This is a genomic window from Ottowia pentelensis (assembly GCF_964341695.1).
Window position 1 is genome coordinate 3,035,299 of sequence record NZ_OZ224513.1, and the last position, 24,252, is coordinate 3,059,550.

The window sequence follows — 24,252 nt, forward strand, 5'->3', positions numbered from 1 at the left end:
GGCTTCCCGTCCCCGCGGCGGGAAGCCTTTCCTCCCATACCTCGATTGGAGACCACTTCCATGACTGTTCGATTCAAAGGCACCGAGCTTCGGCCCGTGCTTGCCGAGGCGGCGGCCAACCAGTGCCGCGTCGTCCTGGTCAAGGACCAGGGCGTGTATTTCATGGCCGAGCGCGGCGAGAGCCGGCCCGATGGGCGGCGCAAGACCATCGCCTATGCCGTGGGCTGCAACCCTGATGTCGATGTGTTCGACGACTGGTGGGAACTGGCGCGCGCCGAATTCGGCGGCGACGACTTCGGCGAGTTCTTCGACCTGCGGGAACGGGTGTTCAGCCGCATCCTGCACAGCGAGGACGACCTCGAAGTGTCGGCCACGGCCACGCACCTGTCGATGCAGCCCATGCCCGCTGCGCCGGCCGGCCACTGACCGTCCTGCTTCCCAGCCCCTCATGAAGGGGCTTCACTTTTTCCCGAGGACGCCGTCAATGCGGGGCGTCTCGGATACCGATTGCCGCTCGCGCGGGCGCGTGCCAGGCGCCACGCTTATCACCATGTTCCGCTGACACCCGTCAGCAGCATGCCCAGGCAGTCTCGATCTTCAAGACTGCGATGCGGTTCCGACCGCGTTGATCACCCAGTTCGCTCCGGCATCCCAGCGCGAACGGCCATCGGTTCTCCCGATGGTGATGCCACCCAAGCTGTTCCTTCAACCCACGCGGGGGTTCCACACCTTCCCCGCCTTGGGTCGGGTGTGTCTCCGCCTCTTTGTTCTCAGGAGATTCACCATGACCACTTCCACCGAAAGGTCCTTCTTCGACCTGCACATCACCGGACTCGGGTATCTCAATCGCATCCGCGAAGTGAAGCCCAAGAAAGGCGATGCGTTCCTGGCCTGCGACATCGCGGCGCTCAACGGCCCCAGCGATGATGTGGCCTACGTGCGTTTCGACACGCGCGTCTCGGGCTCCGAAGCGCAGCACCTGGTGCGCCGCTGCATCCAAGCGGTTGATGCCGAGAAGAAGGTGATGATCGGCTTCCGCCTGGGCGACCTGTGGACCGACACCTTTACCTACTCCAAGGGCAAGCGTGCCGGCGAGCAGGGGGTGAGCCTCAAGGCCCGCCTGCTGTTCGTCAGTTGGATCAAGGTCGACGGCAAGCTCGTCTACAAGGCCGAGCCCAAGCCGACCGACGCCGACGACCGCGACGAACGCGACGTGCGCGCCACGGATGTCCCCGCGACGTCCGCCGAGCCGCAAGCCGCTGCGTCCGAGCCCGCCAGGCCCGCCGCTGAAGCTGCCGATGAAGCCACTGCCGATGCGCCCGCATTGGAAGTTGCCGAGTCGTTCTGATCCGCAAGGCCCTGACTCTGAATTGAGCCCAGGGCCTTGTCTTCTCCCACTCGCGTGCGCATGCGACCGTCACCATGACAGCCGTGTGCGTGATCGCAGCTTCGTCCGCAGGAGTTCTTCATGATCACCATTCCCGGCCAATTGGCCATCAAGACCATCCACGGCCGCAACGGCGACTTCAACGTCGGGCGCCTTGCGACCTCCATCGGCGAGTTCGTCGTGAAGAACGCCGAACTCGACCAGTACGCCGAAGGCAAGTACGAGGGCGATTTCGCCATCGCGGAGATTCGCCCGTCCACGTACACCGCCAACGGTCGCATGGTCATCGAGATCCGCGCCCTCCTGGGCGGGATGACCTTGTCCAACATCGACGCCCTGAGCCGTGACGACGCCCGCCGGCTGAGTCCGCAGGAAGTCGATCCGATCGACGAGGAAGCGCAGACCGCCACGCCGACGCCGACGACCGCCCCCAAGGCGGCCGGCCGGAAGAAGGCGCGCAGCTCGCGCGACCCGCTGGTCGATACCACGCCGTTCGGCAGCGAACCGGCTGCTGCGTCTGCCGAGGCTCCGGTCCAGGCGGACGAAGACGGCGACGCGGCACTGTTCGGTGTGCTCTGGCCGCTGGGCGATGTCGTCAAGCTCGATGCCACCGTGGATCGGCGCGTGCTGCGTCAACAGCGCGACCGTCTCGGCGACCTGGGCTACGAGTTCGCTCCGCTGTCCCAGGACTGGCACCTCGCCAGGGTCTGATCCCATCGCCACTTCACGCCGCGTGCCTGCGGCTTTCCACCAACCCGCCGGGGTTCCTTCCCCGGCGGGAGGACTCCGGCCCTTTCTCACAGGAGTCATTCCATGGGCTGGACATTCGTTCGATTGACGCGCGATCAATTGATCCGCGAGCTGACCGCAACTGAGGAAACCGAGCGGTCGCGCAATGAGGTCATCGATCACACGCTGGTCGGCAACGTGCTGTGGACGGTGGTGCGCGTCACCGCCAAGCAGGCCGGTGTCCTGGGTCTCGCACCCGGAGAGTCGGCCACCTTGATTGGCTGCCATCTGCTGGAAAGCGAGGGCCGCGAATGGGGCTACAAGTCCCTGGTCGAGGCCGAGCACCCGTACTACTACTCGTGCCCGCTGCGCTATCTCGACATGGCGCCGCAGCGCTGCGCCACTTGGCGCGCAAGGGTGCATGCCTTCCATCAGCAGCATCCGGCGAGCAGTGTGGCCGGCGATGCAGCCACTGAGTGAGGCGCACATGGACACCATCCTGTCGTCCATGCGGCCCGAGCTGCTTCGCTTCGTCGAAGAACAGTTGGCCAACAACGAGGTTTCCGACGACGACGAGCTGCGCGAGCACTTCATCGCCAACGGCCTGAGCGAAGAACAGGCGTGGCAGGCACTGACCTACCGCGCCCTGTACTTGCGCTACATCTTCCTCGAAGGCTTCACGCCGATCCTTAAAGGCCAGGAAGCGCTTTGCTTCAACCCGCATAGCCGAGGCTGGGAGCCGGTTCAGAACCCATAGGCCGCTTCCCAGCGACGCGCTTCTTCATCCCTTCCATCAGGCCCTGTTCAGCAGGGCTTTTCTTCGTCCCACGCAATCCGCGCATCCGGCCTCGGCCGCTGGATGCCGATTGCTTCATTCCGCAAGGAGATCATCATGCAACTCGCTTCCCGCTTCGCTTCTCGCTCCCCGGTGCTGCGCGCCGACTATCCGCTGTCGGATGATCAGATTCGCACCGTGGCCCCGTCCATCTTCGCGGACACCCCGCACGAAAGCCGCTCCGAACGGTACAGCTACATCCCCACGGCGGCTGTGCTGACTGAACTGCGCAAGGAAGGCTTCCAGCCGTTCATGGTGTGCCAGACCCGCGTGCGGCACGAGGACCGCCGCGACTACACCAAGCACATGCTGCGCCTTCGCCACGCCAGCCAGATCAACGGCGCCGAGGCGAACGAGATCATCCTGCTCAACTCGCACGACGGCAGCAGCAGCTACCAGATGCTCGCGGGCCTGTTCAGATTCGTCTGCCACAACGGCCTGGTGTGCGGCGACACCTTCGCCGACGTGCGGGTGCCCCACAAGGGCAACGTCACCGATCACGTGATCGAAGGCGCCTACGAGGTGCTGCACGGCTTCGAGCGCGTGCAGGACTCGCGCGACGCCATGCAGGGCATCACGCTGGACAACGGCGAGGCCGAGGTCTTCGCCAAGTCGGCGCTGACCTTGAAGTACGACGATTCGGGCAAGGCCTTGCCCATCACGGAGACCCAGATCCTGCGGCCCCGTCGTTACGACGACAACCGCGCCGACCTGTGGACTGTCTTCAACAGAGTCCAGGAGAACCTGGTCAAGGGCGGCCTGAGCGGCCGTGCTGCCAACGGGCGCCGGCAGCGCACGCGAGCCGTCCAGGGCATCGACCAGAACGTCCGGCTCAACCGGGCGCTGTGGCTGCTGGCGGACGGCCTACGCCAGCTCAAAGCCTGACCCACAAGCGGATCGTGCCTCACGGCATGGTCCGCTTTTTTTTGGCTGGTGCTGTGCTGCCAGCGCACCGCGTTCCATTTGGTTCGGTGTAACCCTAATGCGCCAATTCGCCGCTGCCTCGAAAATCGAGATTCGACTGCATACCTCCTTGGCTTTTCCTCCCTGAGCCAAGCAGTCATCTTTGCCGCCTCGGTGTCCCCGGGGCGGTTTTCTTTGGCTCAGTTCGCGTTGAGTGCGGATGGCCCGGGGCCGATGGCCAGTGCGAGCAGGGAAACCGCATCGACCCTGAGTCGCGCGTTGCGGTCGAGCGCCCGGAACCAGCCGAGGTAGTTCGGCAGGTAGTGCGTGGAAATGCCGTTGAAGCGCCGCAGCCAGGTCTTCAGGCGACTGTGATACGCGTTGACGTTCTGGACATGCCACGGCCCGCGGATGCGCTCGCCGGCAGACATGTTGATGGCTTGGTGCTCAATCGCCAGTTCCACGGCGGCCTGGTGAAGGTGATTGCTGCCGTCCGAGCACAGCACAGAGTCGTCGGCCAGTGCCTGTGGCAGCACCGCCTTGAGCGCAGCCTTGCCGGTGTTGGGCAGCACGAAGTCGCTGGTTTCGCCGGAGCGGTTGCGCATCACCAGTATGGGCACTTGTTCGGACGACACCCCGCGCTTGGCAGCTTTGCCGCCGCGCCGGCGAGGTGCCCGTTGCGTTTGTCGGGCCAGCCGTGCTGGCTGGCCCTTGTACGAGAGCAGTTGGTACGTCTCGTCAGCCTCGACAACACCGGCCATGTGCACTGCCTTGGCCTCGCGAGGGCAGGCCAGCCAGCGATGGCGCCAACGAAAGGCGGTCGTGCTGTGCACGCCGAGTCGGGTGGCCGCTTTGCGAACGCTCAGTCCTTCGTCGAGCACCTTGGCTTGGTCGAGCCACTTGTCGCGGTAGCGCAACCGCGCCAGCGGTGTGCCGGTCAGCGCATTGAAGGTGATACGGCAGTCGCGGCACTTGTATCGCTGCAACCCATTGGCAAAGCCATTGCGCACCACGTGCTCGCCGTTGCAAGCCGGGCACATCGGTCGCGCGGCCAACCGCTTCTCGATGCAGTCGGCAACTTCGTCGATGGCCTGGGCGTGTGCAAGCTCATGGAGCACCAGCTTGCGCTGGTTGGCTGTCAGCCGCCCCAGCGCATCGCGCAGCCGCTTCAATTCGTCCGCCTTCATTTGCGTCTCCCGGTGACTCTTCTGTCACCACCGACGCAGTCTCGAACTCAACAGGCTCACTGGGCGAGCCTGTCACCATTCAACGCGAACTGAGCCTTTTCTTTTGCGGCCGTCCTTCCGGCGCCGCGGGCGATGCGCCAGCGCAAACAGGGTTGGGCGCCGGGTCGGTTTTTCGCTCACGCGGTGTACGCAGCTTGGCGCAGGCTATGACTCGTGTCCGTCGGCGTAGCCGACAACATGCCCAGGTAGCCCAGACCTTCAAGGCTACGGTGCGTTGCGACGCACGGTCTGATTCTTCACAACGACGTTCACCGCGTCTTCTTCCATCCCCCTGGGGCAGTGACTGCCCTCGCGGGTGGTGCTGTCTCCGCTCACTTCGAGGACATCACCATGCCTGCACATTCTTCCCCAAGACGCTCTATCGCATCGACGAATGCCCCGACCTGATGGCCGATGGCGTCGTCGGTGACGAGAACGGCAACCTGGTCTTCATCTCCCTCTGGGCGCGCGACACCGCCGTCCAGGAATTCCTGGCCCGTCTCACCCTGGGCCGGGACGAGCAGGGACTGGATCAGTTCCACATCATCACCGAGCAAGGCGCGAGCATCCCGGTCTTCGTCGGCAACGTCGAGAACCTGGAGAAGCGCAGCGCACGCGCCTACCGGCGCACGCTGTTCGGCTCGCTGACCAACATCTGGCTGTTCGATCGGCGCTGCGTCAAACCCGACAAGGCCAACGCCAGCGCACTGGCGCTCTTGCCTCGCGATTCCAAGTACCGGCTCGACCGGCTGTGGACGCTGGTGCGGGACACCTGCCCGCTGCCGCTTCTCGATCCCTGGCGCGACAGCGTGCTGGAACTGCTGCAGGCGAAGTCGATGCTGACGCGCCTGCCGTTCGCCCTCGGGCCTCTGGAAGGCCATCGGCTCGCCATCGACGTGCCGGCGCTGACCCAGGTGCTGGGCGGCCTGATCCGCAGCGGCGCGCTCGTCGCCGGCACGCCGGCCAGCCGCATCCCCTCGGCACGACCGCTCGAAGCGGTGGCTTGAGGTTCCTTCACCGGACATGCACGCGCGCATGTCCGCATCCTTTCATCTTCAATGCCAGGAGATTCCCATGGCCCTCATGTTCCCGCGGCTCGCCCGCAACTTCGTCAAGAACGGGTACTTCCCCACGGATGAACCCACGCTCGAAAGAGCACTCGCCGCGCTGGCGCCCGCTGCTCCCTCGGCCGGTCCGCTGTGCATCCTCGATCCCTGCGCCGGCGAAGGCGTGGCGATCGCCGAAGCCGCGCACGCCCTCGGGCGCGAACGGGTCCAGGCCTTCGCCGTCGAGTACGAGGCGGAGCGCGCACGCCACGCCCGGCAACTGGTCGATCGCTGCATCCACGGCGACCTGATGGACACGCTGATCAGCCGGCAGAGCTTTGGCCTGCTGTGGCTCAACCCGCCGTATGGCGACCTGTCCAAGGACACCAACGGCAACGTCGGCTACCAGGGCCAGGGCCGCGCGCGGCTGGAAAAGCTGTTCTACCAGAAGGCGCTGCCGCTGCTGCAGTACGGCGGCGTGCTGATCTACATCGTGCCGCACTACGTGCTCGACGCCGAACTGGTCGGATGGCTGACCCGGCACTTCGCCGAGCTGCGCATCTACCGCGCGGTGGACACGCAGTTCAGGCAGGTCGTGATCTTCGGTCGCAAGGTTCGCCAGCGCGACCAGGTGTCGGATTCGGTCAAGGCCACGCGCGCACTGCTGCTGCAGATAGGTCTCGGCGACGCCGAAGCGGAAGAGCTGCCGGTCGAATGGCCGTTCCTGCCGTACACGGTGCCTGCCACGGCCGAGCCGGAGCACTTCTACCGCGTGACGATGGAGCCCGAGCAGTTCGCCGATGAAGTCGGCCGGCTGCAAGGACTCTGGCCGACGCTCGACACGCACCTTGGCGCCGCGCAGCAGTCGCTGCGGCCCCCGGCGCGAGGGTTATCGCATTGGCATCTCGCCTTAGCGCTCGCCGCGGGTGCGATTTCCGGCGTGGTGAAGTCCAAGACGGGCCGCGTGCTCGTCGTCAAGGGCGACACCCACAAGGAGAAGACCTTGCAGACGGAGTACACCGAGCGCGACGACGGCACCGTGGCCGAGACGCGCATCCTGACCGACAAGTTCGTGCCGGTCATCCGCGCCTGGGACATGACGCCGGGCTCGTCGACGTGTGGCGAGGTGCTGACCATCCGCTGATCGCTGTTCCCTGACGATTCGCCGTCGCTTCATCCACCAACTCATCCACCCAACGGGGCCATGTCACCCCGCCGGGTGCCGTGGCCCCTCTTTCATCCGAAGGAGAAACACCATGGCACTCGCAGTTCTCAACCTGGCGTCGCAAGCACGCTTTGCCCCCGGACACCTGGTCATGACCCGCGGCATCGATGCGCTGGTCCAGCAAGGCCGGCTCAACCCGGCACCGTATCTGTCCCGCCATCTCAGCGGCGATTGGGGCGACCTCGACGACAGCGACCGGCGTCAGAACGACGCCGCGTTGCGCTCCGGCGAGGATCGGCTTTTCTCGTCCTACCAGGTCGCGCCTGACCTGAAGCTCTGGATCATCACCGAGTGGGATCGCAGCGTGACCACGCTGCTGTTGCCCAGCGAATACTGATCTTCATCCACCGCGGCCGCGCGCCGCTCTTCTCTTCCCAACCCGGGGCATGCCATCGCCCCGCAGGGGAGGTGCATGCCTCATTCCTATGGAGCATCACCATGTCCCTCGATACCAACATTGTTCCCGCCGCCGATGGCACTCCCGTCCAGGGCGACCTGCTCGAAGCGACTGCTTCTCCCCTGGCGATGAGCCTTCAGGATTTCGTTGCCGAATTCGGCGACGAGCTGCTGGACTCGCTCAACCGCGCCAACCCTCCCGTCTACACCGGCCAGGCCCGGCCGCATCGCCAGCTCGTGCTGGCCAGTCTCAAGCGCAAGCTGTTCGGCGCGCAGGCCGAGGTGGTGCATGCCGTTACCGAGCTGCTGGCCGACCGCGGCGAACGCGCCGCGATCGTCAATGGCGAGATGGGCTGCGGCAAGACCACGGTCGGCATCGCCACGGCGGCCGTGCTGCACGCCGAAGGCTATCGCCGCACGCTGATCCTCTCGCCGCCTCACCTGGTCTACAAATGGCGCCGGGAAATCCAGGAGACGGTGGCCGGCGCCAAGGTCTGGGTGCTCAATGGCCCGGACACGCTGGTCAAGCTCATCAAACTGCGCGAGCAATTGGGCGTGCCGGTACGCGGCCAGGAGTTCTACGTTCTCGGTCGCGTGCGGATGCGCATGGGTTTCCACTGGAAGCCCGTCTTCAACGTGCGGCGCACGCGGCACGGCGAAGTGGGCGCATGCCCGGACTGCGGCCAGGTCATCACCAATCTCGACGGCGAGCCGATCAACCCGGTCGAACTCGAAGCCGAGGACTACCGCCGCCGGTGCAGCCATTGCGCCGCACCGCTGTGGACGCTGATGCGACCGCGGAGCCTGTCCGCCAGCGACCAGTCCACGGCCGTCTTCAAAGCCTTGCAGCGCATCCCGACCATCGGAGAGGTCACGGCGCATAAGCTGATGAAGAAGTTCGGCGACGGCTTCCTGGCCTCAATGCTGGGCGACAACATCCACGAGTTCATCAACCTCATGGATGCCAACGGTGAGCTGGTGTTCTCGGATCGTCAGGCGCACCGCATGGAGCGGGCGATGGCGAACATGGAGTTCGGCTTCGGCGAGGGCGGGTATCAGCCCAGCGAATTCATCAAAAGGTACTTGCCGCAAGGCACGTTCGACCTGCTCATCGCCGACGAGGCGCATGAGTACAAGAACGGCGGTAGCGCCCAAGGCCAGGCCATGGGCGTGCTCGCAGCGAAGGCGCGCAAGGCCTTGCTGCTCACTGGCACGCTGATGGGCGGCTACGGCGACGACCTGTTCCACCTGCTGTTCCGAGCCCTGCCTGGGCGAATGATCGAAGACGGCTACCGCCCGACCAAGAGCGGCAGCATGACCTCGGCCGCGATGGCGTTCATGAGGGATCACGGCATCCTCAAGGACATCTATTCCGAGAGCACGGGCACGGCGCACAAGACGGCCAAGGGCAGCAAGGTCTCGGTGCGCACGGTCAAGGCGCCGGGCTTCGGCCCGAAGGGCGTGCTGCGTTGCGTCCTGCCGTTCACGGTATTCCTCAAGTTGAAGGACATCGGCGGCAACGTGCTGCCGTCCTACGACGAGGAGTTCCGCGAGGTGGCGATGGACACGGCGCAAGCCGCGGCTTATCGCGATCTGTCGTTTCGTCTGACCTCGGCGCTGAAACAGGCGCTGGCCAAGCGCGACACGACGCTGCTCGGTGTGGTCCTCAACGTGCTGCTGGCCTGGCCGGATTGCTGCTTCCGGTCGGAGACGGTGGTGCACCCGCGCACACGCCAGACCTTGGCCTTCGTTCCGGCTCAGTTCAACGAGCTGGAGGTGATGCCCAAGGAGCGCGAGCTGATCGAGATCTGCAAGCAGGAGAAGGCTGCGGGTCGCAAGACGCTGGTCTATTCGGTCTACACCGGCACGCGCGACACCACGTCGCGCTTGAAGGTGCTGCTGGAGCAGGAAGGCTTCAAGGTGGCGGTGCTGCGCGCAAGCGTGGATGCCTCCCGCCGCGAGGACTGGATCGCCGAGCAGTTGGACCGCGGCATCGACGTGCTGATCACGAACCCCGAGCTGGTGAAAACCGGCCTGGACCTGTTGGAGTTTCCGACGATCGTGTTCATGCAGTCGGGCTACAACGTCTACAGCCTGCAGCAGGCGGCCCGGCGCTCATGGCGCATCGGCCAGAAGCTGCCGGTTCGCGTGATCTACCTCGGCTACGCGGCTTCCTCGCAGATGACCTGCCTGGGGCTGATGGCGCGAAAGATCATGGTCTCGCAGAGCACGTCGGGAGACGTGCCCGAGTCGGGATTGGACGTGCTGAACCAGGACGGTGATTCCGTCGAGGTGGCACTGGCCCGGCAACTCGTCGCGGCCTGATCCACCCACCCACGCCGGCTGCCCTTCGGGGCGCCGGCTTCTTTTTTCCGTGCATCGATGGCGCGCGATGAAGTCGGGCGCCTGCCAGTTCCCTTTGTTTGCTGCCCGAACGCTTCGCGGCGGCGATGGTGAGGGCTCCGTGTTCCAGGGAATTGCCCCATGCAACCACTCACCTGCGTCGCTCACCGCTTGGCTGTGCCTGCCTTGCTGGCCGGCTGCGTGCTCATCACCGGCTGCGCCGCCACGGGCACGACGAGCCCTCCCACTGTCCATGACTCGCTCCCCGAGCCTGCGGTGTTGGTCAGAACCATCGCCCCGGAGCCCGAGCCGGGCCTGATCCCGGTGGCCCGCTACGGGCGCTACACGCTGGTCGAGATGGTGCCGGAACCGGCACAGCGCGACCTGCTGCGACAGGTGATCGAGATTTCGATTCCGCCGATCTTGGACGCGAGCGTCGGCGATGCCCTTCGGCACGTGCTGCTGCGCACCGGCTACCGGCTCTGCGACGCGACGGAGGCGACCGCGCTGTACGCGTTGCCGCTGCCGGCGGCGCACCTGCGGCTCGGGCCGCTGCCGCTGCGCGATGCCTTGCTGGCACTCGCCGGCCCGGCCTGGGAGTTGTCCGTCGATGACGCTTCGCGCGCGGTGTGCTTCACGCGCGTGACGACTGCGCGTGCGCCGAGCGCAAGCCCGATTCCCGCGGCTCCGGCACCGAGCGCGCCGGCCGCCGAACCCGCCGATTCCCACGTGCCCCAGGAGGCCCAGCCATGACCATCCCGCAGCTTCCCGACGAGAACGCCGGCCGCGCGCGCTGGTTGAAGATCACAGCGGCCGCATGGCTGCTGCTCGTGAGCATCCTGGCCGTGGTCAACAGCGTGGGCCTGTCGCGCCTGAGCGAGCAAAGCCAGGCCAGCGCCCAGGATGCCCACGTGCAGGCGCTCAACACGCGCGTCGCCGAACTCGAACAGCAGGCGGCGGCCTCGAAGAACCAGCCCAAGCCCGTCACCCAACCCGACTTCGAGGCCGCCCGCAAGTTGCTGGACGAACGCCTGGCACAGGTGGAGCACACCCAGGGCGCAGACGCCCATGCCGGCGACTTGCAGGCGCTGCAGGCGCGCATGGGCGACCTCGAAGCTCGCATGAAGCGAACCGCCGCGCCTGCCGCGGCACCCCGGCGCACCGCCGAGCCGGCCAAGCCCAAGGTGCCCGAACCGCCGTTCAACGTCGTGGGCGTGGAGCTGCGCGGCGGCGAGCGCTTCCTGTCGGTGGCGGCACCCAAGGCGTCGTCGGTGCTGGACGTGTGGCTGCTGCGCGAAGGCGATGCCGTGGGCGCGTGGCATCTGCTGGCGATCGAGGCGCGCGCCGCCGTGTTCCGCGTGGATGGACAGACCCAGCGCCTCGCGCTGCCGTAGGAGCCGGCCATGAAGCACGCCGCGATCTGCTTCGCCGCCATCCTCGCCGCTGTCGCAGGAACGGCAGGCACGGCCTCGGCACAGTCGGCGCCGGTCGCGTCCTCGCGCACGGTGCCCGCCCAGATTCAGAACAGCAGCGACGCCGCGCTGGACGAACGGCTGGCGCGCGATTGGGGCCTGCGCTCCGATGAGTGGGCGCGCTACCGCCAACTGATGCAGGGGCCGCTGGGCATCTATTCCCCGAACCTCGATCCGCTCACGGCGCTGGGCATCGAGGCGCGCAGCGACGAGGAACGCAACCGCTATGCGGAGCTGCAGGTGCAGGCGGAATCGAAGCGCGTGGGCAAGACGCTGGCCTACCAGCGGGCCTACGACGCGGCGTGGAAGCGGCTCTATCCGGGACAGCAGCGCGTGAACATGCCGGGTGCGAAGGCGCCGGGCGCCGGCAACCGGGGCTCGGGCCGGCTGGCGGTTTTCGTGAAGGCCGAGTGCCCGTCGTGCGAGCAGCGCGTGCGCCAGCTGCAGGTGGCCGGCACCGCCTTCGACCTCTACATGGTCGGCAGCCGCCAGGAGGACGCCCGCATCCGCCAGTGGGCGACGCAGGCCGGCATCGACGCCGGCCGCGTGCGCTCCCGCACCATCACGCTCAACCATGACGCCGGGCGCTGGCTGTCGCTCGGCCTGCCCGGCGATCTGCCCGCCGTGGTGCGCGAGGTCAACGGCCAATGGCAGCGGCAGTAACCCGCCGTGCAGGCTGCGCGGCCTTGGTCCTCGGCCTCAGCGCCCATGCCGCCATCGTCTTCGGCCAGGAGGTGCCACCACCCGCCTACCAGCTCGCCGCCCAGCAGGCGGGCGTGCCGTCGCCGGTGCTGTATGCGGTGGCGCTGCAGGAGAGCGGCGCCCGGCTGCGCGGCCGGCTGATCCCGTGGCCGTGGACGCTCAACGTCGCCGGCCGCGCCGAACGCTATGCCACGCGGGCCGAGGCCTGCGCCGGCATCCGCCGGGCGCTCGCCCGCACGCCGGTCAACCGCATCGACGCCGGCCTCGGCCAGGTCAACCTCGGCTACCACGCGCACCGCTACGCGCATCCCTGCGAGCTGCTCGACCCATACCGCAACCTCGCCATCGCCGCGGAAATCCTGCAGGAGCAGCACACGCCGGGCGAGGACTGGCTGGTCGCCATCGGCCGCTACCACCGCCCCGCGGGCGGGGCGCCCGCCGCCCGTTACCGCCGCAGCGTCCACCAGCACCTGACCCGCGTGCTCGGGCCGGGAGCCTCACTTCCCTCTGCCCGGAGTCCCATGCCATGAACCGCATCCTCGTCGCCGCGACTGCGGCGCTGCTGGCCACCACCGCAGACGCGCAGGACCGCGGCCCCGTTACCAAGAACAGTTCCCCGCCGCTGATCGTGGTCGAGGACAAAGGCGGCACCTCGGCGCTGCCGTACTACCGGGCCTTGAATCCGCAGGATGCGCAGCCCGGTCAGCCAGCCACGCCGCAAACCAAGCCGCGCATTGGCGGCCCGGCCGAAGCCGAGGCGGCCATGCTGCCGGTGCGCTCGATGCGGCTGACACCCGGCGACGAGCCGCGCCGCGTGATCCGCGCGCCGGGCCTGACGCCGCTGTTCCTGATCGGCGACGACGACCGCTCACGAGCCTGGCTCCAACGACGGGGCAAGGACTTGCAGGCGCTACGCGCCGTGGGCTTGGTGGTCAACGTGGCGACGCCCGAAGCCCTGGCCGCGCTGCGTCGCCTCGCACCGGGCTTGATGCTGTCGCCGGCCTCGGGCGACGAGCTGGCGCAGCGCTTGGGGCTCAAGCACTACCCGGTGCTGATCACCGCCACCGGCATCGAGCCCTGACGTGACGTGAAGCACCCGCCATGCCCCAGTCCCAAGCCGTCGAAGTCTTGCTGCGGCCAGCGGTGGAGCTATACACCGTCGCGGTCTGTGCGGGCGCCGCGTTTCTGTGCCTGGTGGCCCCGTGGTCGCTCGCGCTGAGTCCCTTGCTGGGCCTGGGCAGCGCGCTCGCTTTCCTCACCTTCGGCGCGCTGCGCTTTCGCGACGCCTGGGCCATCCTGCGCTACCGGCGCAACATCCGGCGCCTGCCGCGCTACGTGATGACCAGCCGCGACGTGCCGGTCAGCCAGCAGCGGCTGTTCGTCGGCCGGGGCTTCCACTGGGACCAGCGTCACACGCACCGACTGATGCAGACGTATCGGTCGGAGTTCCGTCGCTACGTGGAGCCGACGGCAATCTATCGGATGGCACGGCGCATGGAAGAGCGCCTGGAGTTCGCGCCGTACCCGTTGTCCAAGATGGCGAAGGCCCTGGCCTGGGACAGCCCGCTGAACCCGGCGCGGCCGCTGCCGCCGGTGGGCGGCCTGCCGCGGCTGCACGGCATCGAGCCGCACGAGGTCGACGTCACCCTGCCGTTGGCCGAGCGCGTCGGCCACAGCTTGGTGTCAGGCACCACGCGCGTCGGCAAGACCCGCCTGGCCGAGCTGTTCATCACGCAGGACATCCGGCGCAAGGTCAATGGACAGCACGAGGTCGTGATCGTCTTCGATCCCAAGGGCGATGCGGATCTGTTGAAGCGCATGTACGTGGAGGCCAAGCGCGCCGGACGCGAAGGCGAGTTCTACGTTTTCCACCTGGGCTGGCCGGACATCAGCGCCCGCTACAACGCGGTGGGCCGCTTCGGACGCATCTCGGAAGTTGCCACGCGCATCGCCGGCCAGCTTTCCGGTGAAGGCAACAGCGCGGCGTTCCGCGAGTTCGCCTGGCGCTTCGTCAACATCATCGCGCGGGCGTTGGTCGAGCTGGGGCAGCGGCCCGACTACCTGCTGATCCAGCGCCATGTCATCAACATCGATGCGCTGTTCATCGAGTACGCCCAGCACTACTTCGCCCGGAACGAGCCCAAGGCCTGGGAGGTCATCGTCCAGCTCGAAGCCAAGCTGAACGACAAGAACATCCCGCGCAACATGATCGGCCGCGAGAAGCGCGTCGTCGCGCTGGAGCAGTACCTGTCGCAGGTGCGCATCTACGACCCTGTGCTCGACGGCCTGCGCAGCGCGGTGCGCTACGACAGGACGTACTTCGACAAGATCGTCGCATCGCTCCTACCGCTGCTGGAGAAGCTGACCACCGGCAAGATCGCGCAGTTGCTGGCGCCGAACTATTCGGACCTCGCCGACCCACGCCCGATCTTCGACTGGATGCAGATCATCAGGAAGCGGGCCGTGGTCTATGTCGGCCTCGATGCACTGTCGGACGCGGAAGTCGCGGCGGCGGTCGGCAATTCGATGTTCTCCGACCTCGTATCCGTCGCGGGTCACATCTACAAGTTCGGCATCGACGACGGCCTGCCGGGTGCCGCGACGGGCATCAAGGTGCCCATCAACGTCCATGCCGACGAGTTCAACGAACTCATGGGCGACGAGTTCATACCCATGGTCAACAAGGGCGGCGGCGCGGGCGTCCAGGTCACGGCCTACACGCAGACCCTCTCGGACATCGAGGCACGCATCGGCAACCGCGCGAAGGCGGGCCAGGTGGTGGGCAACTTCAACAACCTGTTCATGCTGCGCGTGCGCGAGACCGCCACGGCCGAACTGCTGACGCGGCAACTGCCCAAGGTCGAGGTCTACACGACGACGGTGATGAGCGGCGCCACCGACAGCTCGGACCCGACCGGCAACACCGCCTTCACCTCCAACACGCAGGACCGCATCAGCAGCAACAGCGTGCCGCTGATTGAACCGGCGCACGTGGTCGGGCTGCCCAAGGGCCAGTGCTTTGCACTGATCGAGGGCGGGCACCTCTGGAAGGTGCGCATGCCCTTGCCGGCGCCCGACCCCGACGAGGCCATGCCCAAGGATTTGCAGGAGCTGGCCGGCTACATGCGCCAGCACTACGTCGAGGCCGGCGATTGGTGGGACAACAATGGGCTTCCCGGACTGCAGGACCAAGCACTGCCCGACGACTTGCTCGCCGACTTCAAGCAGATGGCCAGCGCGGATGAAGGGGCCACGGGATGAGCGACCCCGCCGTCGCCGTCCAGCGCCAGCAGGTTCGCCAGCAGGGCCTGATCGCAGGCCTCATCACGCTGCCGTTCCGGCTGTTCGGGGTGTTGGCCGGTTCGCTGGTGCTGTGCATCGCGATCGAGTGCATCGGCATGCACTTCTTCTGGCCCGAGCAGGGCTGGCGCCATGCGCAGGGCATGCTGAACTACGAGCTGTCGCAGGTCTCGGAGCATTTCACGCAAAGCGTGCTGGTGCAGGAACCGGGGCGCAGTGCACGCCAGCTCGTCGAGTGGGCCTACCAAGGGCTGTTCGTGAAGACGGGCCTGCTGGACTGGATACGCGACGCGGCGGCGCAATCACGCGCCGGTGCGCACAGCCAGGTACAGGACTTCCGCCACTACATCAGTCAGCTCTACGTGCACGTGGAGAGCTACCTGATCGCCTCGGCCTACACGGTGCTGGTGTTCCTCGTGCGGCTGCTGGTGCTGGTCCTGACCCTGCCGCTGTTCCTGATGGCGGCCTTCACCGGCCTGGTGGATGGCCTTGTGCGCCGCGACGTGCGCGGCTTCGGCGCCGGGCGCGAATCGGGCTTCGTCTACCACCGGGCGAGAGCCAGCCTGATGCCGCTGGCGGTGCTGCCCTGGGTCACTTACCTGGCGTTGCCGGTCAGCGTGCATCCGCTGCTGATTCTGCTGCCCAGCGCGGCGCTGCTGGGCGTAGCGGTGTGCATCGCGTCGGCGACGTTCAAGAAGTACCTGTAGCCGCATCGGCCGCCGCCGCGGAAAGCGGTGGCGGGCCGGTTCCGATTGATTGCGGCGCTGGAAGACCGGCCGTTTGAGCATCGAGCCATCCGCATCCCTCGGAGAACGGCTCGATGGAAACCACTCGCAATCCCGCGCAGGTTCGGCGTTTCGCCGTCGCGGCACCCTGGGCCGTGCGTCTTGCCGCGCTGCTGCTTGCCGCTGCCGGATTGCAGCCCGCCATCGCGGCCGATGCCTCCGACAACGCCGCGGAGCGCGAGATGCTCGCCGCGGTGACGCACCAGCTCGACCTGCTGGACCGTCTCGCCGAGCGTGCCGCAGCCACCGCGCCGCAGGAGCGCGCCCGCTACCACTTCGACTACGTGCGGCTGCGCGCCGACCTGGAGCGTGTGCGCACCGGCGTGCGCGACTACCTCGTTCCGCAACGCGCCCAGCCGCGTGATCCCGTGCCGCTGGCCGGCGGCTACACGCGCAGCAACGCGGCGCCTGCGACGCCGGCCAAGGAGGCGCCGTCGCCATGACGCCTTCCGCCGATCAGGTCGCCGCCTTCACGGCCAACAGCGGCTTCGCGCCCGGGGCCGTCTCCACCGTCGTGCTCGGTTTCGTCTTCGCCGTCCTGCTGCTGTGGGGCGTGTGGGCGATGCGCACCGCCTATGTCGGCTGGGCCGAGCACCACCTGACCCAACGCCAGTTCCTCGGCGTCATCGTGCGCTTCATCGCGATGTACCTGGTGCTGGGCTTTTTCCTCCTGTCCTGACCCCATGAAAGGTACTTCGCCATGAACGCTCCCGCTACTTCTCCCCGTCTCACTTCGCTGCCTTTGCGGCCTTCGCGCATCGCCGCGCTGCTGATTCCGCTGGGCATCGCCGCCACGCCGCTGCCGTCGTTCGCCGACCTTCCCACGCTGGAAGACCCGTCGCGCGGCACCGGCAGCGGCATCATGCAGACGCTGCAAAACTACGGCTACGACATCGTGCTGCTGATCGCGCTGCTCGTCGTCGCCTCGATGTTCGTCGGTGTCTGCTACCACGCCTACACCCGCTACGCCGAGATCCACACCGGCCGCGCGACCTGGGGCCAGTTCGGCCTGACGGTGGCGGTGGGCGCGATCCTGCTGGTCGTCGGCATCTGGCTGCTGACCAAGGCCACCGGCGTCCTGTAAGGCCCGGCAACGATGGCCGGCGCCCTGGAGAGTCCGTCACGCGACGGGCTCGTGACCTTCCTGCCGCACCGCCTCAACCGCCACCCGGTGGTCGTGCGCGGGCTCACGGCCGACGAGCTGTGGGTCTGCGCCGGCCTGTCCGGCGCGGCCGGTCTCGTGGCCGGCGTGCCGCTGGCCTGGCTGACGCGCAGCATCGCGATGGTGCCCACGCTGATCGTCGCCGGCATCGGCATCGGTGTCTTCGTGGGCGGCGGCCTGCTGCGGCGGTGGAAGCGTGGCCGGCCCGACACCTGGCTGTACCGCCAGCTCCAGTGGCGCCTCGCGCTGCGCTACCCCGCGCTGGCTGCGCATGCGGGTGGGGGCCAGCTCATCACCCGGTCGGGCTGGTGGTCCACGCGGCGCCTGCGGCCCGATCCGTCCCTGCGTCGAGGTAGACCATGAGCCGATTCAAGAACGAGGTCGCGCACCTGCAGGCGCACGTGAAGACCTTGCGCCTGGCCGGCGCCGCGCTGTTCATCGTGGCGCTGCTGCTTGGCTTCGGCTGGTGGAGCGCGCCCAAGAGCCTGACCATCCACGTGCCGCCCGACCTGCGCTCGGGCAGCACGCGCAAGTGGTGGGACGTTCCGCCCGAGAGCGTCTACGCCTTCACCTTCTACATTTGGCAGCAAGCCCAGCGCTGGCCGACCAACGGCGAGCAGGACTATCCGCGCAACCTGCATGCGCTGTCTGCGTACTTCACGCCGAGCTGCCGCGCCTTTCTGCAACAGGACTTCGAGTTTCGGCGCAGCAACGGCGAGCTGCGGCAGCGCGTGCGCGGCATCTACGAGATTCCCGGCCGCGGCTACGGCGACGACCCGGCCGCGCGCGTGCGCACCGTGTCGGCCAACAACTGGATCGTCACGCTGGACGTGAGCGCCGACGAGTACCTGGGCGCCGAGCAGGTCAAGCGCGCGCTCGTGCGCTACGCGCTCAAGGTCGTGCGTATGGACGTGGACCCCGAGCGCAACCCCTTCGGCCTGGCGCTGGACTGCCATGCACGCGCGCCGGAGCGCATCGAAACCCCTCCGCCTGCGGCGCCACCCGGCCGGGCCACGAGCGCCGGCTCCAACCTGCAGGGAGACACCCCATGAAGTCCCTCGTGAAGCGTTCATCTGCGGCGGCCCTGGCCGGCCTGCTGCTGTGCCTGGCTTTCGTGCCTGCGGTCCATGCCGTCGAAATCCTACGCTGGGAGCGCCTGCCGCTGGCGGTGCCGCTGGTGGTCGGCCAGGAGCGCGTGGTGTTCATCGAGCGCAACGTGCGCATCGGTGTGCCGCCCACGGTTGGCGAGCAGTTGCGCGTGCAGAGCGCTGGTGGCGCGATCTACCTGCGCGCGAGCGCGCCGATCCCGCCCACACGGCTGCAACTGCAGGACGTGGAGTCGGGCGCGCTGATCCTGCTCGACATTGCGGCCGAGCCGGCGAAGGCGGGCCAGCCTGCACTCGAACCCGTGCGCATCGTCGAAGGCGACGTGCCGGCGACGCGCTACGGCGAGCCGGCCAAGCCGGCGGACGACGATGCGGAGCGCACCGTACCCGCAGCGAAGCGCGCCACGCCGGTGGCGGTTGTGCTCACGCGCTATGCGGCGCAGAACCTCTACGCGCCGCTGCGCACCGTGGAGCCCGTTCCCGGCCTCGGCCGCGTCAATCTGCGCCGTGGGCTGGAGCTTTCCACCTTGCTGCCCACACTGCCGGTGCGTGCGCAGGCGCTGGCCGCTTGGCGGCTCGAAGACCAGTGGGTGACGGCGGTGAAGCTCACCAACGCCTCCGGGCGCTGGCTCGACCTCGATCCCCGCGCGCTGCAGGGCGACTTTCTCGCCGCGACCTTCCAGCACCCGAATCTGGCGCCGGCCGGCCGCGCCGCCGACACCACGGTGGTCTACCTCGTGACCCGTGGCCACGGCCTGGCCGAGTCGCTGCTGCCCAAGCTCTCACCGATCGACGCGACGGTGAACCTGCCGCCGGCCGCGGCGGCCGGCCAGGCCGAAGGAGGTGCCCGCCATGAAAAGTAACCCCCTCCTGAAGTGGCTGCTGATCCCGATGGCGCTGGTGCTGCTGTTCGTCGGCATCAAGATGCTCTCCGGGGATCGCGGCGCCAGGCCGGCGCCGGCCGGCAGCGCCAACCCGCTCACGCCCGAGGAGATGAAGGCGTTAGGCATCGAGGGCGACACGCCGCGCGATACCGTCGCGACGCTGGTGGCCCAGGTCAAGCAGTTGCGCAACGAGCTGCAGACGGCGCTCAACGACAACAAGAACCAGAAGAGCGAGAACGAACGCATGCGCGCGCGGGAAAGCGCGATCGACCAACGCATCCAGTCTGCGCTCGACGGCGAGCGCGGCCGCCTGCAGCAGGACCGCGAGCAACTCTCCAGCGACCGCCAGCAGACCCAGGGCCTGCTGCAAGACCTGCAGCGGCGCCTGGACGGTCTCTCCGGCAAGGGCGGCCAGGCCGACCTGCCGGTGGGCCTCGGCCTGGAGGAAGGCGATGGCAAGGGTTTCGGCGGCACCCAGGGCGGCGCCGCGCGCAGCACCAGCGGCACGCGCTGGGTTGAGCCTGACGATGCGAAGCCTTCGGCGAAGAGCGGCAGCGGCGGCGGGCTGAACTTCCCGACCAGCTTCGGGCCGGCGCAGAAGACGCTTTCCGACACGGCCGACAACGTGGCCAGCACGGTGGCGGATGCGGGCAGCCGCGCGGTGGGCGCGTCGGCCAAGCCGGTCTACACGGTGCCGTCGAACTCGACGCTGATGGGCTCCATCGCGATGACCGCGTTGATCGGGCGCGTGCCCATCGACGGCACGGTCAACGACCCGTACCCCTTCAAGGTGCTGATCGGCCCGGACAACCTGACCGCCAACGGCATCGACATTCCCGACGTGGCCGGCGCGGTGGTCAGCGGCACGGCCTCGGGCGACTGGACGCTCTCCTGCGTGCGCGGCCAGATTCGCTCGGTGACGTTCGTTTTTAACGACGGCACGGTGCGCACGATGCCGGAGGACGGCAACCGCAACCAGAACGGCGGCGGGGGCTCGGGCGGCAACGCAAACAGCACCACGCACGGCGGCCTGGGCTGGATCAGCGATCCCTATGGCATCCCCTGCGTCAGCGGCGAGCGGCGCAGCAACGCGCAGCAGTACCTGGGCTCGCAGGCCCTCATCACCGCGGCGGGCGCCGGCGCGGCGTCCCTGATCAAGTCGGACAACGGCAGCGTGGCCGTCGTCGCCAACAGCAACGGCTCGCTCGGCACGGTGGGCATCAGCGGCAACGAGGCCATGGGCCGCATCCTCGCCGGCGGCGTGCGCGACATGGCCGATTGGGTCAACAAGCTCTACGGGCAGGCCTTCGCCGCGGTGTACGTGCGCCCCGGCGCCAAAGTCGCCGTGCACCTGGAGCAGCCGCTCAACATCGACTACGACGCCAAGGGGCGCCGGGTCAATCACCGCATCGGAGGCAAGCATGCGTCGGATTTGGATTGAATCGGCCGCGATCCTGTGCGCGGTCGTGTTGCTGGGCGGCTGCGCCACCAGCAAAGACAAGCTGCTGCCGCACGGCGATCACACCATGCTCGATGTGTGGAACCAGGAGACGGGCGGCAGCGCCGGTGGCGGGCAAGCGGCGCGGCAACTGCTCGATGCGCGTCAGGGCCTGCGCCGGCCGCTGACCGAGGCCGACGTGCAGGCGGCGCCTGCCACCGCTGCTGCCTACACGCGCACCGCGGCCAACGAGATCTACCGCCAGTTCCACCGGCTCCCCAACCCCGATCTGGTCATGTACGTGTTCCCACACCTGGCCGGCACCGATCCGGTGCCGGTGCCCGGCTACACCACCGTCTTTCCCCTGTATCAGAGGGTGCAGTACGCCATGCCCGGCGAACGCCTGGAGGACTACTGATGGCCTGGACCTTGCCTTGGCCGCGCGAGGGCCTCGCATCGGTTGGCCCTGAGCCGCATGGCGAGGACGCCTGGTCGCAGCATCTGACGTCGCTGGCGACGCACGGCATTCCCGAGCCGGGAACCGCAACCGATGACCGGCCGCGCCGTCCGGCCGCCGAGGCGGACCTGCAGGCCCTCTACGGCGTGTCGCCGTCCTTCGCCGATCTGCTCCCCTGGGTGGAGTACCTGCCCGGCTCCAAGAGCATGCTTCTGGAAGACAGTCAGTCGGTCGCGGGCTTCTTCGAGCTGGCGCCGGTGGGCACCGAAGGCCGCGAGATGGCCTGGCTGTGGCAGGCGCGCGATGCATTGGAAAACGCGCTGCAGGACTCCTTCGATGAACTCGACGAGAACCCCTGGGTCGTGCAGCTCTACGCCCAGGATGAATCGACCTGGGACAACTACCTGCGCGGCCTGTCCGACTACGTGCGGCCGCGAGCGCAGGGCAGCACCTTCACAGAGTTTTACGTGAGGTTCTTCGCGCACCACCTTCGCGCCATCGCCAAGCCCGGGGGCCTGTTCGAGGACACGACCGTGACGCGCCTGCCGTGGCGCGGCCAGGTCCGGCGCGTGCGCATGGTGGTCTACCGGCGCGCGAATGCGGTGACAGCATCGCGGCGCGGCCAGTCCCCCGAGCAGGCGTTGACGACGATCTGCGATCGGCTCGTGGGCGGCCTCGCCAACGCTGGCGTGAAATCCCGCCGCATGGAGGCGGCCGACATCCACGACTGGCTGCTGCGCTGGTTCAACCCACACCCGACGCTGCTCGGCCCCAGCGCCGACGACCGCGAGCGCTTCTATGCGCTCACGCGCTACCCCGAGGCAGCCGAAGACGGCGAGATCGAGCTGGCCAGCGGAGACTTCGCTCAACGCCTGTTCTTCGGCCAGCCCCGCTCGGATGTGGCGAACGGCACCTGGGTGTTCGACGGCATGCCGCACCGGGTCATCGTGATGGATCGCCTGCGCATGCCACCCGCCACAGGCCACGTCACTGGCGAGACGCGCAAGGGCGGCGATGCGGTCAATGCGCTGTTCGACCAGATGCCCGAGGACACGGTGATGTGCCTGACGATCGTGGCAACGCCGCAGGACGTGCTCGAAGCGCACCTGAACCACCTGAGCAAGAAGTCGGTCGGCGAGACATTGGCCTCGGAGCAGACTCGCCGCGACGTGCAGGAAGCGCGTGGGCTGATCGGCAGTGCGCACAAGCTCTACCGCGGTGCGCTGGCCTTCTACCTGCGCGGGCACGACCTGGCGCAGCTCGACAGCCGCGGCCTGCAACTGGTGAACGTCATGCTCAACGCCGGCCTACAGCCGGTGCGCGAGGAAGACGAAGTGGCGCCGCTGAACAGCTACCTGCGCTGGCTCCCGTGCGTGTTCGATCCGGCGCTGGACAAGCGCCAGTGGTATACGCAACTGATGTTCGCGCAGCATGCCGCAAACCTCGCGCCGGTATGGGGCCGCAGTCAGGGCACGGGACATCCGGGCATTACGTTCTTCAACCGCGGCGGCGGGCCGATCACCTTCGACCCGCTGAACCGGCTCGACCGGCAGATGAACGCCCACCTGTTTCTGTTCGGCCCCACTGGCTCGGGCAAGAGCGCCACGCTCAACAACATCCTGAACCAGGTGACTGCCATCTACCGGCCGCGCCTGTTCATCGTGGAGGCCGGCAACAGCTTCGGCCTGTTCGGCGACTTCGCCATGCGGTTGGGCCTCAAGGTGCATCGCGTGAAGCTCGCGCCCGGCGCCGGGGTCAGCCTCGCGCCGTTCGCGGATGCGCACCGGCTGGTCGATACGCCCAGCCAGGTGCAGACGCTGGACGCCGATGCGCTGGACGAGGACGAGGAGCCCGCGGCGCAGGCAGCGAATCGCAGCGAGGAAGCGGAAGAGCAGCGCGACGTGCTCGGCGAGCTGGAGATCACCGCGCGGTTGATGATCACCGGCGGCGAAGACAAGGAAGAAGCGCGCATGACGCGCGCCGATCGCAGCCTGATCCGGCAGTGCATCCTCGATGCGGCCCAGCGCTGCGTGACCGAGCTGCGCACCGTACTCACGCGCGACGTGCGCGACGCGCTGCGCGAGCGCGCCCGGGACTCATCGCTGCCCGAGATGCGCCGCGCGCGCCTGCTGGAGATGGCGGACGCGATGGATATGTTTTGCCAGGGCGTCGACGGCGAGATGTTCGATCGGCCCGGCACGCCCTGGCCCGAGGCCGACATCACCATCGTGGACCTCGCCACGTTCGCGCGCGAGGGCTACAACGCGCAGCTCTCGATCGCGTACATCAGTCTCATCAACACGGTGAACAACATCGCCGAGCGCGACCAGTTCCTGGGTCGGCCGATCATCAACGTGACGGACGAAGGCCACATCATCACCAAGAACCCGCTGCTCGCGCCCTACGTCGTGAAGATCACGAAGATGTGGCGCAAGCTCGGCGCTTGGTACTGGCTGGCAACGCAGAACATCGACGACCTGCCCAAAGCGGCCGAGCCCATGCTCAACATGATCGAGTGGTGGATCTGCCTCTCGATGCCACCGGACGAGGTGGAGAAGATCGCGCGCTTCCGCGAGCTGAACCCGGCGCAGAAGGCCCTGATGCTGTCGGCCCGCAAGGAGGCGGGCAAGTTCACCGAGGGCGTCATCCTCTCCAAGAGCATGGAAGTGCTGTTCCGTGCGGTTCCGCCCAGCCTGTACCTGGCGCTGGCTCAGACCGAGCCGGAAGAGAAGGCGGAACGCTTTCAGTTGATGCAGCAGTACGGCATCGGCGAGCTGGATGCGGCCTTCAAGATCGCCGAGAAGATCGACCGCGCTCGCGGCATCGAATCGCTGGCGCTTGATGCGCTGGCGTAAG

26 protein-coding genes and 1 pseudogene are annotated in these 24,252 nt (G+C 67.7%); 26 read left to right on the forward strand and 1 reads right to left on the reverse strand.

The window, feature by feature from the left end; translation table 11 throughout:
- Positions 1 to 60 precede the first annotated feature (60 nt).
- The 6 genes from ACWHMB_RS14645 to ACWHMB_RS14670 all read left to right on the forward strand — a co-directional run bounded on the left by ACWHMB_RS14645 (position 61) and on the right by ACWHMB_RS14670 (position 3,836).
- Positions 61 to 426 (forward strand): DUF3085 domain-containing protein, encoded by a 366-nt coding sequence (locus tag ACWHMB_RS14645; RefSeq protein ID WP_292999055.1) that lies wholly within the window; start codon positions 61 to 63, stop codon positions 424 to 426.
- Between the two features lie 358 nt (positions 427 to 784).
- Complete coding sequence (locus ACWHMB_RS14650; protein WP_292998669.1) at positions 785 to 1,348, forward strand: STY4534 family ICE replication protein; 564 nt, start codon at positions 785 to 787, stop codon at positions 1,346 to 1,348.
- Positions 1,349 to 1,468: 120 nt separating this feature from the next.
- The gene (locus tag ACWHMB_RS14655; RefSeq protein WP_292998667.1) at positions 1,469 to 2,098 is read left to right on the forward strand and encodes a DUF3275 family protein; all 630 of its coding nucleotides are present in this window, start codon (positions 1,469 to 1,471) and stop codon (positions 2,096 to 2,098) included.
- Positions 2,099 to 2,200: 102 nt separating this feature from the next.
- On the forward strand, positions 2,201 to 2,596 hold the full coding sequence (locus ACWHMB_RS14660) for a hypothetical protein (protein ID WP_292998665.1): 396 nt from the start codon (positions 2,201 to 2,203) through the stop codon (positions 2,594 to 2,596).
- Between the two features lie 7 nt (positions 2,597 to 2,603).
- Complete coding sequence (locus ACWHMB_RS14665) at positions 2,604 to 2,873, forward strand: hypothetical protein (RefSeq protein WP_292998663.1); 270 nt, start codon at positions 2,604 to 2,606, stop codon at positions 2,871 to 2,873.
- 135 nt (positions 2,874 to 3,008) lie between these two features.
- Positions 3,009 to 3,836: a DUF932 domain-containing protein gene (locus ACWHMB_RS14670; RefSeq protein ID WP_292998661.1), complete on the forward strand. Its 828-nt coding sequence runs from the start codon at positions 3,009 to 3,011 to the stop codon at positions 3,834 to 3,836.
- Between the two features lie 218 nt (positions 3,837 to 4,054).
- Here ACWHMB_RS14670 and ACWHMB_RS14675 read toward each other — a convergent pair whose 3' ends face one another.
- Entirely contained in the window at positions 4,055 to 5,041 is a 987-nt protein-coding gene (locus ACWHMB_RS14675) for an IS1595 family transposase (RefSeq protein ID WP_292998659.1), read from the reverse strand.
- Between the two features lie 390 nt (positions 5,042 to 5,431).
- Here ACWHMB_RS14675 and ACWHMB_RS14680 point away from each other — a divergent pair.
- From ACWHMB_RS14680 to ACWHMB_RS14775, 20 genes and pseudogenes are all read left to right on the forward strand, one after another.
- A pseudogene (locus ACWHMB_RS14680) lies at positions 5,432 to 6,087 on the forward strand (hypothetical protein).
- A gap of 67 nt (positions 6,088 to 6,154) precedes the next feature.
- A complete protein-coding gene (locus ACWHMB_RS14685; protein WP_292998657.1) occupies positions 6,155 to 7,270 on the forward strand; it encodes a DUF6094 domain-containing protein in 1,116 nt (371 codons plus the stop codon).
- Positions 7,271 to 7,382: 112 nt separating this feature from the next.
- The gene (locus ACWHMB_RS14690) at positions 7,383 to 7,688 is read left to right on the forward strand and encodes a hypothetical protein (protein ID WP_292998655.1); all 306 of its coding nucleotides are present in this window, start codon (positions 7,383 to 7,385) and stop codon (positions 7,686 to 7,688) included.
- Between the two features lie 101 nt (positions 7,689 to 7,789).
- Positions 7,790 to 10,072, forward strand: a complete 2,283-nt coding sequence (locus ACWHMB_RS14695) for a helicase-related protein (RefSeq protein ID WP_377483883.1) — start codon at positions 7,790 to 7,792, stop codon at positions 10,070 to 10,072.
- A gap of 159 nt (positions 10,073 to 10,231) precedes the next feature.
- A complete protein-coding gene (pilL2, locus tag ACWHMB_RS14700; RefSeq protein ID WP_016451646.1) occupies positions 10,232 to 10,843 on the forward strand; it encodes a PFGI-1 class ICE element type IV pilus protein PilL2 in 612 nt (203 codons plus the stop codon).
- Positions 10,840 to 11,484 carry a hypothetical protein gene (locus tag ACWHMB_RS14705; protein WP_004265569.1) on the forward strand — a complete coding sequence of 215 codons (645 nt, stop codon included), beginning with the start codon at positions 10,840 to 10,842 and terminating at the stop codon, positions 11,482 to 11,484. The genes pilL2 and ACWHMB_RS14705 overlap by 4 nt, the downstream gene beginning before the upstream one ends.
- Positions 11,485 to 11,493: 9 nt before the next feature.
- Positions 11,494 to 12,225 (forward strand): TIGR03759 family integrating conjugative element protein, encoded by a 732-nt coding sequence (locus tag ACWHMB_RS14710; protein WP_004265574.1) that lies wholly within the window; start codon positions 11,494 to 11,496, stop codon positions 12,223 to 12,225.
- A complete protein-coding gene (locus ACWHMB_RS14715) occupies positions 12,210 to 12,794 on the forward strand; it encodes a transglycosylase SLT domain-containing protein (protein ID WP_016451647.1) in 585 nt (194 codons plus the stop codon). Before ACWHMB_RS14710 ends, ACWHMB_RS14715 begins: the two co-directional genes overlap by 16 nt.
- Positions 12,791 to 13,345, forward strand: coding sequence for an integrating conjugative element protein (locus ACWHMB_RS14720; protein WP_004265578.1), 555 nt, complete (start codon positions 12,791 to 12,793; stop codon positions 13,343 to 13,345). Before ACWHMB_RS14715 ends, ACWHMB_RS14720 begins: the two co-directional genes overlap by 4 nt.
- Positions 13,346 to 13,365: 20 nt before the next feature.
- The gene (gene traD, locus ACWHMB_RS14725) at positions 13,366 to 15,525 is read left to right on the forward strand and encodes a type IV conjugative transfer system coupling protein TraD (protein WP_447648573.1); all 2,160 of its coding nucleotides are present in this window, start codon (positions 13,366 to 13,368) and stop codon (positions 15,523 to 15,525) included.
- Positions 15,522 to 16,271, forward strand: coding sequence for a TIGR03747 family integrating conjugative element membrane protein (locus ACWHMB_RS14730; protein WP_377483887.1), 750 nt, complete (start codon positions 15,522 to 15,524; stop codon positions 16,269 to 16,271). Before traD ends, ACWHMB_RS14730 begins: the two co-directional genes overlap by 4 nt.
- A 113-nt stretch (positions 16,272 to 16,384) precedes the next feature.
- Positions 16,385 to 16,792: an integrative conjugative element protein, RAQPRD family gene (locus tag ACWHMB_RS14735; protein ID WP_292998634.1), complete on the forward strand. Its 408-nt coding sequence runs from the start codon at positions 16,385 to 16,387 to the stop codon at positions 16,790 to 16,792.
- Positions 16,789 to 17,028 (forward strand): TIGR03758 family integrating conjugative element protein, encoded by a 240-nt coding sequence (locus ACWHMB_RS14740; protein WP_292998632.1) that lies wholly within the window; start codon positions 16,789 to 16,791, stop codon positions 17,026 to 17,028. The genes ACWHMB_RS14735 and ACWHMB_RS14740 overlap by 4 nt, the downstream gene beginning before the upstream one ends.
- A 21-nt stretch (positions 17,029 to 17,049) precedes the next feature.
- On the forward strand, positions 17,050 to 17,433 hold the full coding sequence (locus ACWHMB_RS14745) for a TIGR03745 family integrating conjugative element membrane protein (RefSeq protein ID WP_292998630.1): 384 nt from the start codon (positions 17,050 to 17,052) through the stop codon (positions 17,431 to 17,433).
- Between the two features lie 12 nt (positions 17,434 to 17,445).
- Positions 17,446 to 17,874 (forward strand): TIGR03750 family conjugal transfer protein, encoded by a 429-nt coding sequence (locus ACWHMB_RS14750; protein WP_292998627.1) that lies wholly within the window; start codon positions 17,446 to 17,448, stop codon positions 17,872 to 17,874.
- Positions 17,871 to 18,563 carry a PFL_4703 family integrating conjugative element protein gene (locus ACWHMB_RS14755; protein WP_292998625.1) on the forward strand — a complete coding sequence of 231 codons (693 nt, stop codon included), beginning with the start codon at positions 17,871 to 17,873 and terminating at the stop codon, positions 18,561 to 18,563. Before ACWHMB_RS14750 ends, ACWHMB_RS14755 begins: the two co-directional genes overlap by 4 nt.
- Entirely contained in the window at positions 18,560 to 19,480 is a 921-nt protein-coding gene (locus ACWHMB_RS14760; protein WP_377483890.1) for a TIGR03749 family integrating conjugative element protein, read from the forward strand. The genes ACWHMB_RS14755 and ACWHMB_RS14760 overlap by 4 nt, the downstream gene beginning before the upstream one ends.
- Positions 19,470 to 20,942 (forward strand): TIGR03752 family integrating conjugative element protein, encoded by a 1,473-nt coding sequence (locus tag ACWHMB_RS14765; protein WP_292998623.1) that lies wholly within the window; start codon positions 19,470 to 19,472, stop codon positions 20,940 to 20,942. The genes ACWHMB_RS14760 and ACWHMB_RS14765 overlap by 11 nt, the downstream gene beginning before the upstream one ends.
- Positions 20,923 to 21,357 carry a TIGR03751 family conjugal transfer lipoprotein gene (locus tag ACWHMB_RS14770; protein ID WP_292998621.1) on the forward strand — a complete coding sequence of 145 codons (435 nt, stop codon included), beginning with the start codon at positions 20,923 to 20,925 and terminating at the stop codon, positions 21,355 to 21,357. The genes ACWHMB_RS14765 and ACWHMB_RS14770 overlap by 20 nt, the downstream gene beginning before the upstream one ends.
- Positions 21,357 to 24,251 (forward strand): conjugative transfer ATPase, encoded by a 2,895-nt coding sequence (locus ACWHMB_RS14775; protein WP_292998619.1) that lies wholly within the window; start codon positions 21,357 to 21,359, stop codon positions 24,249 to 24,251. Before ACWHMB_RS14770 ends, ACWHMB_RS14775 begins: the two co-directional genes overlap by 1 nt.
- Position 24,252 lies beyond the last annotated feature (1 nt).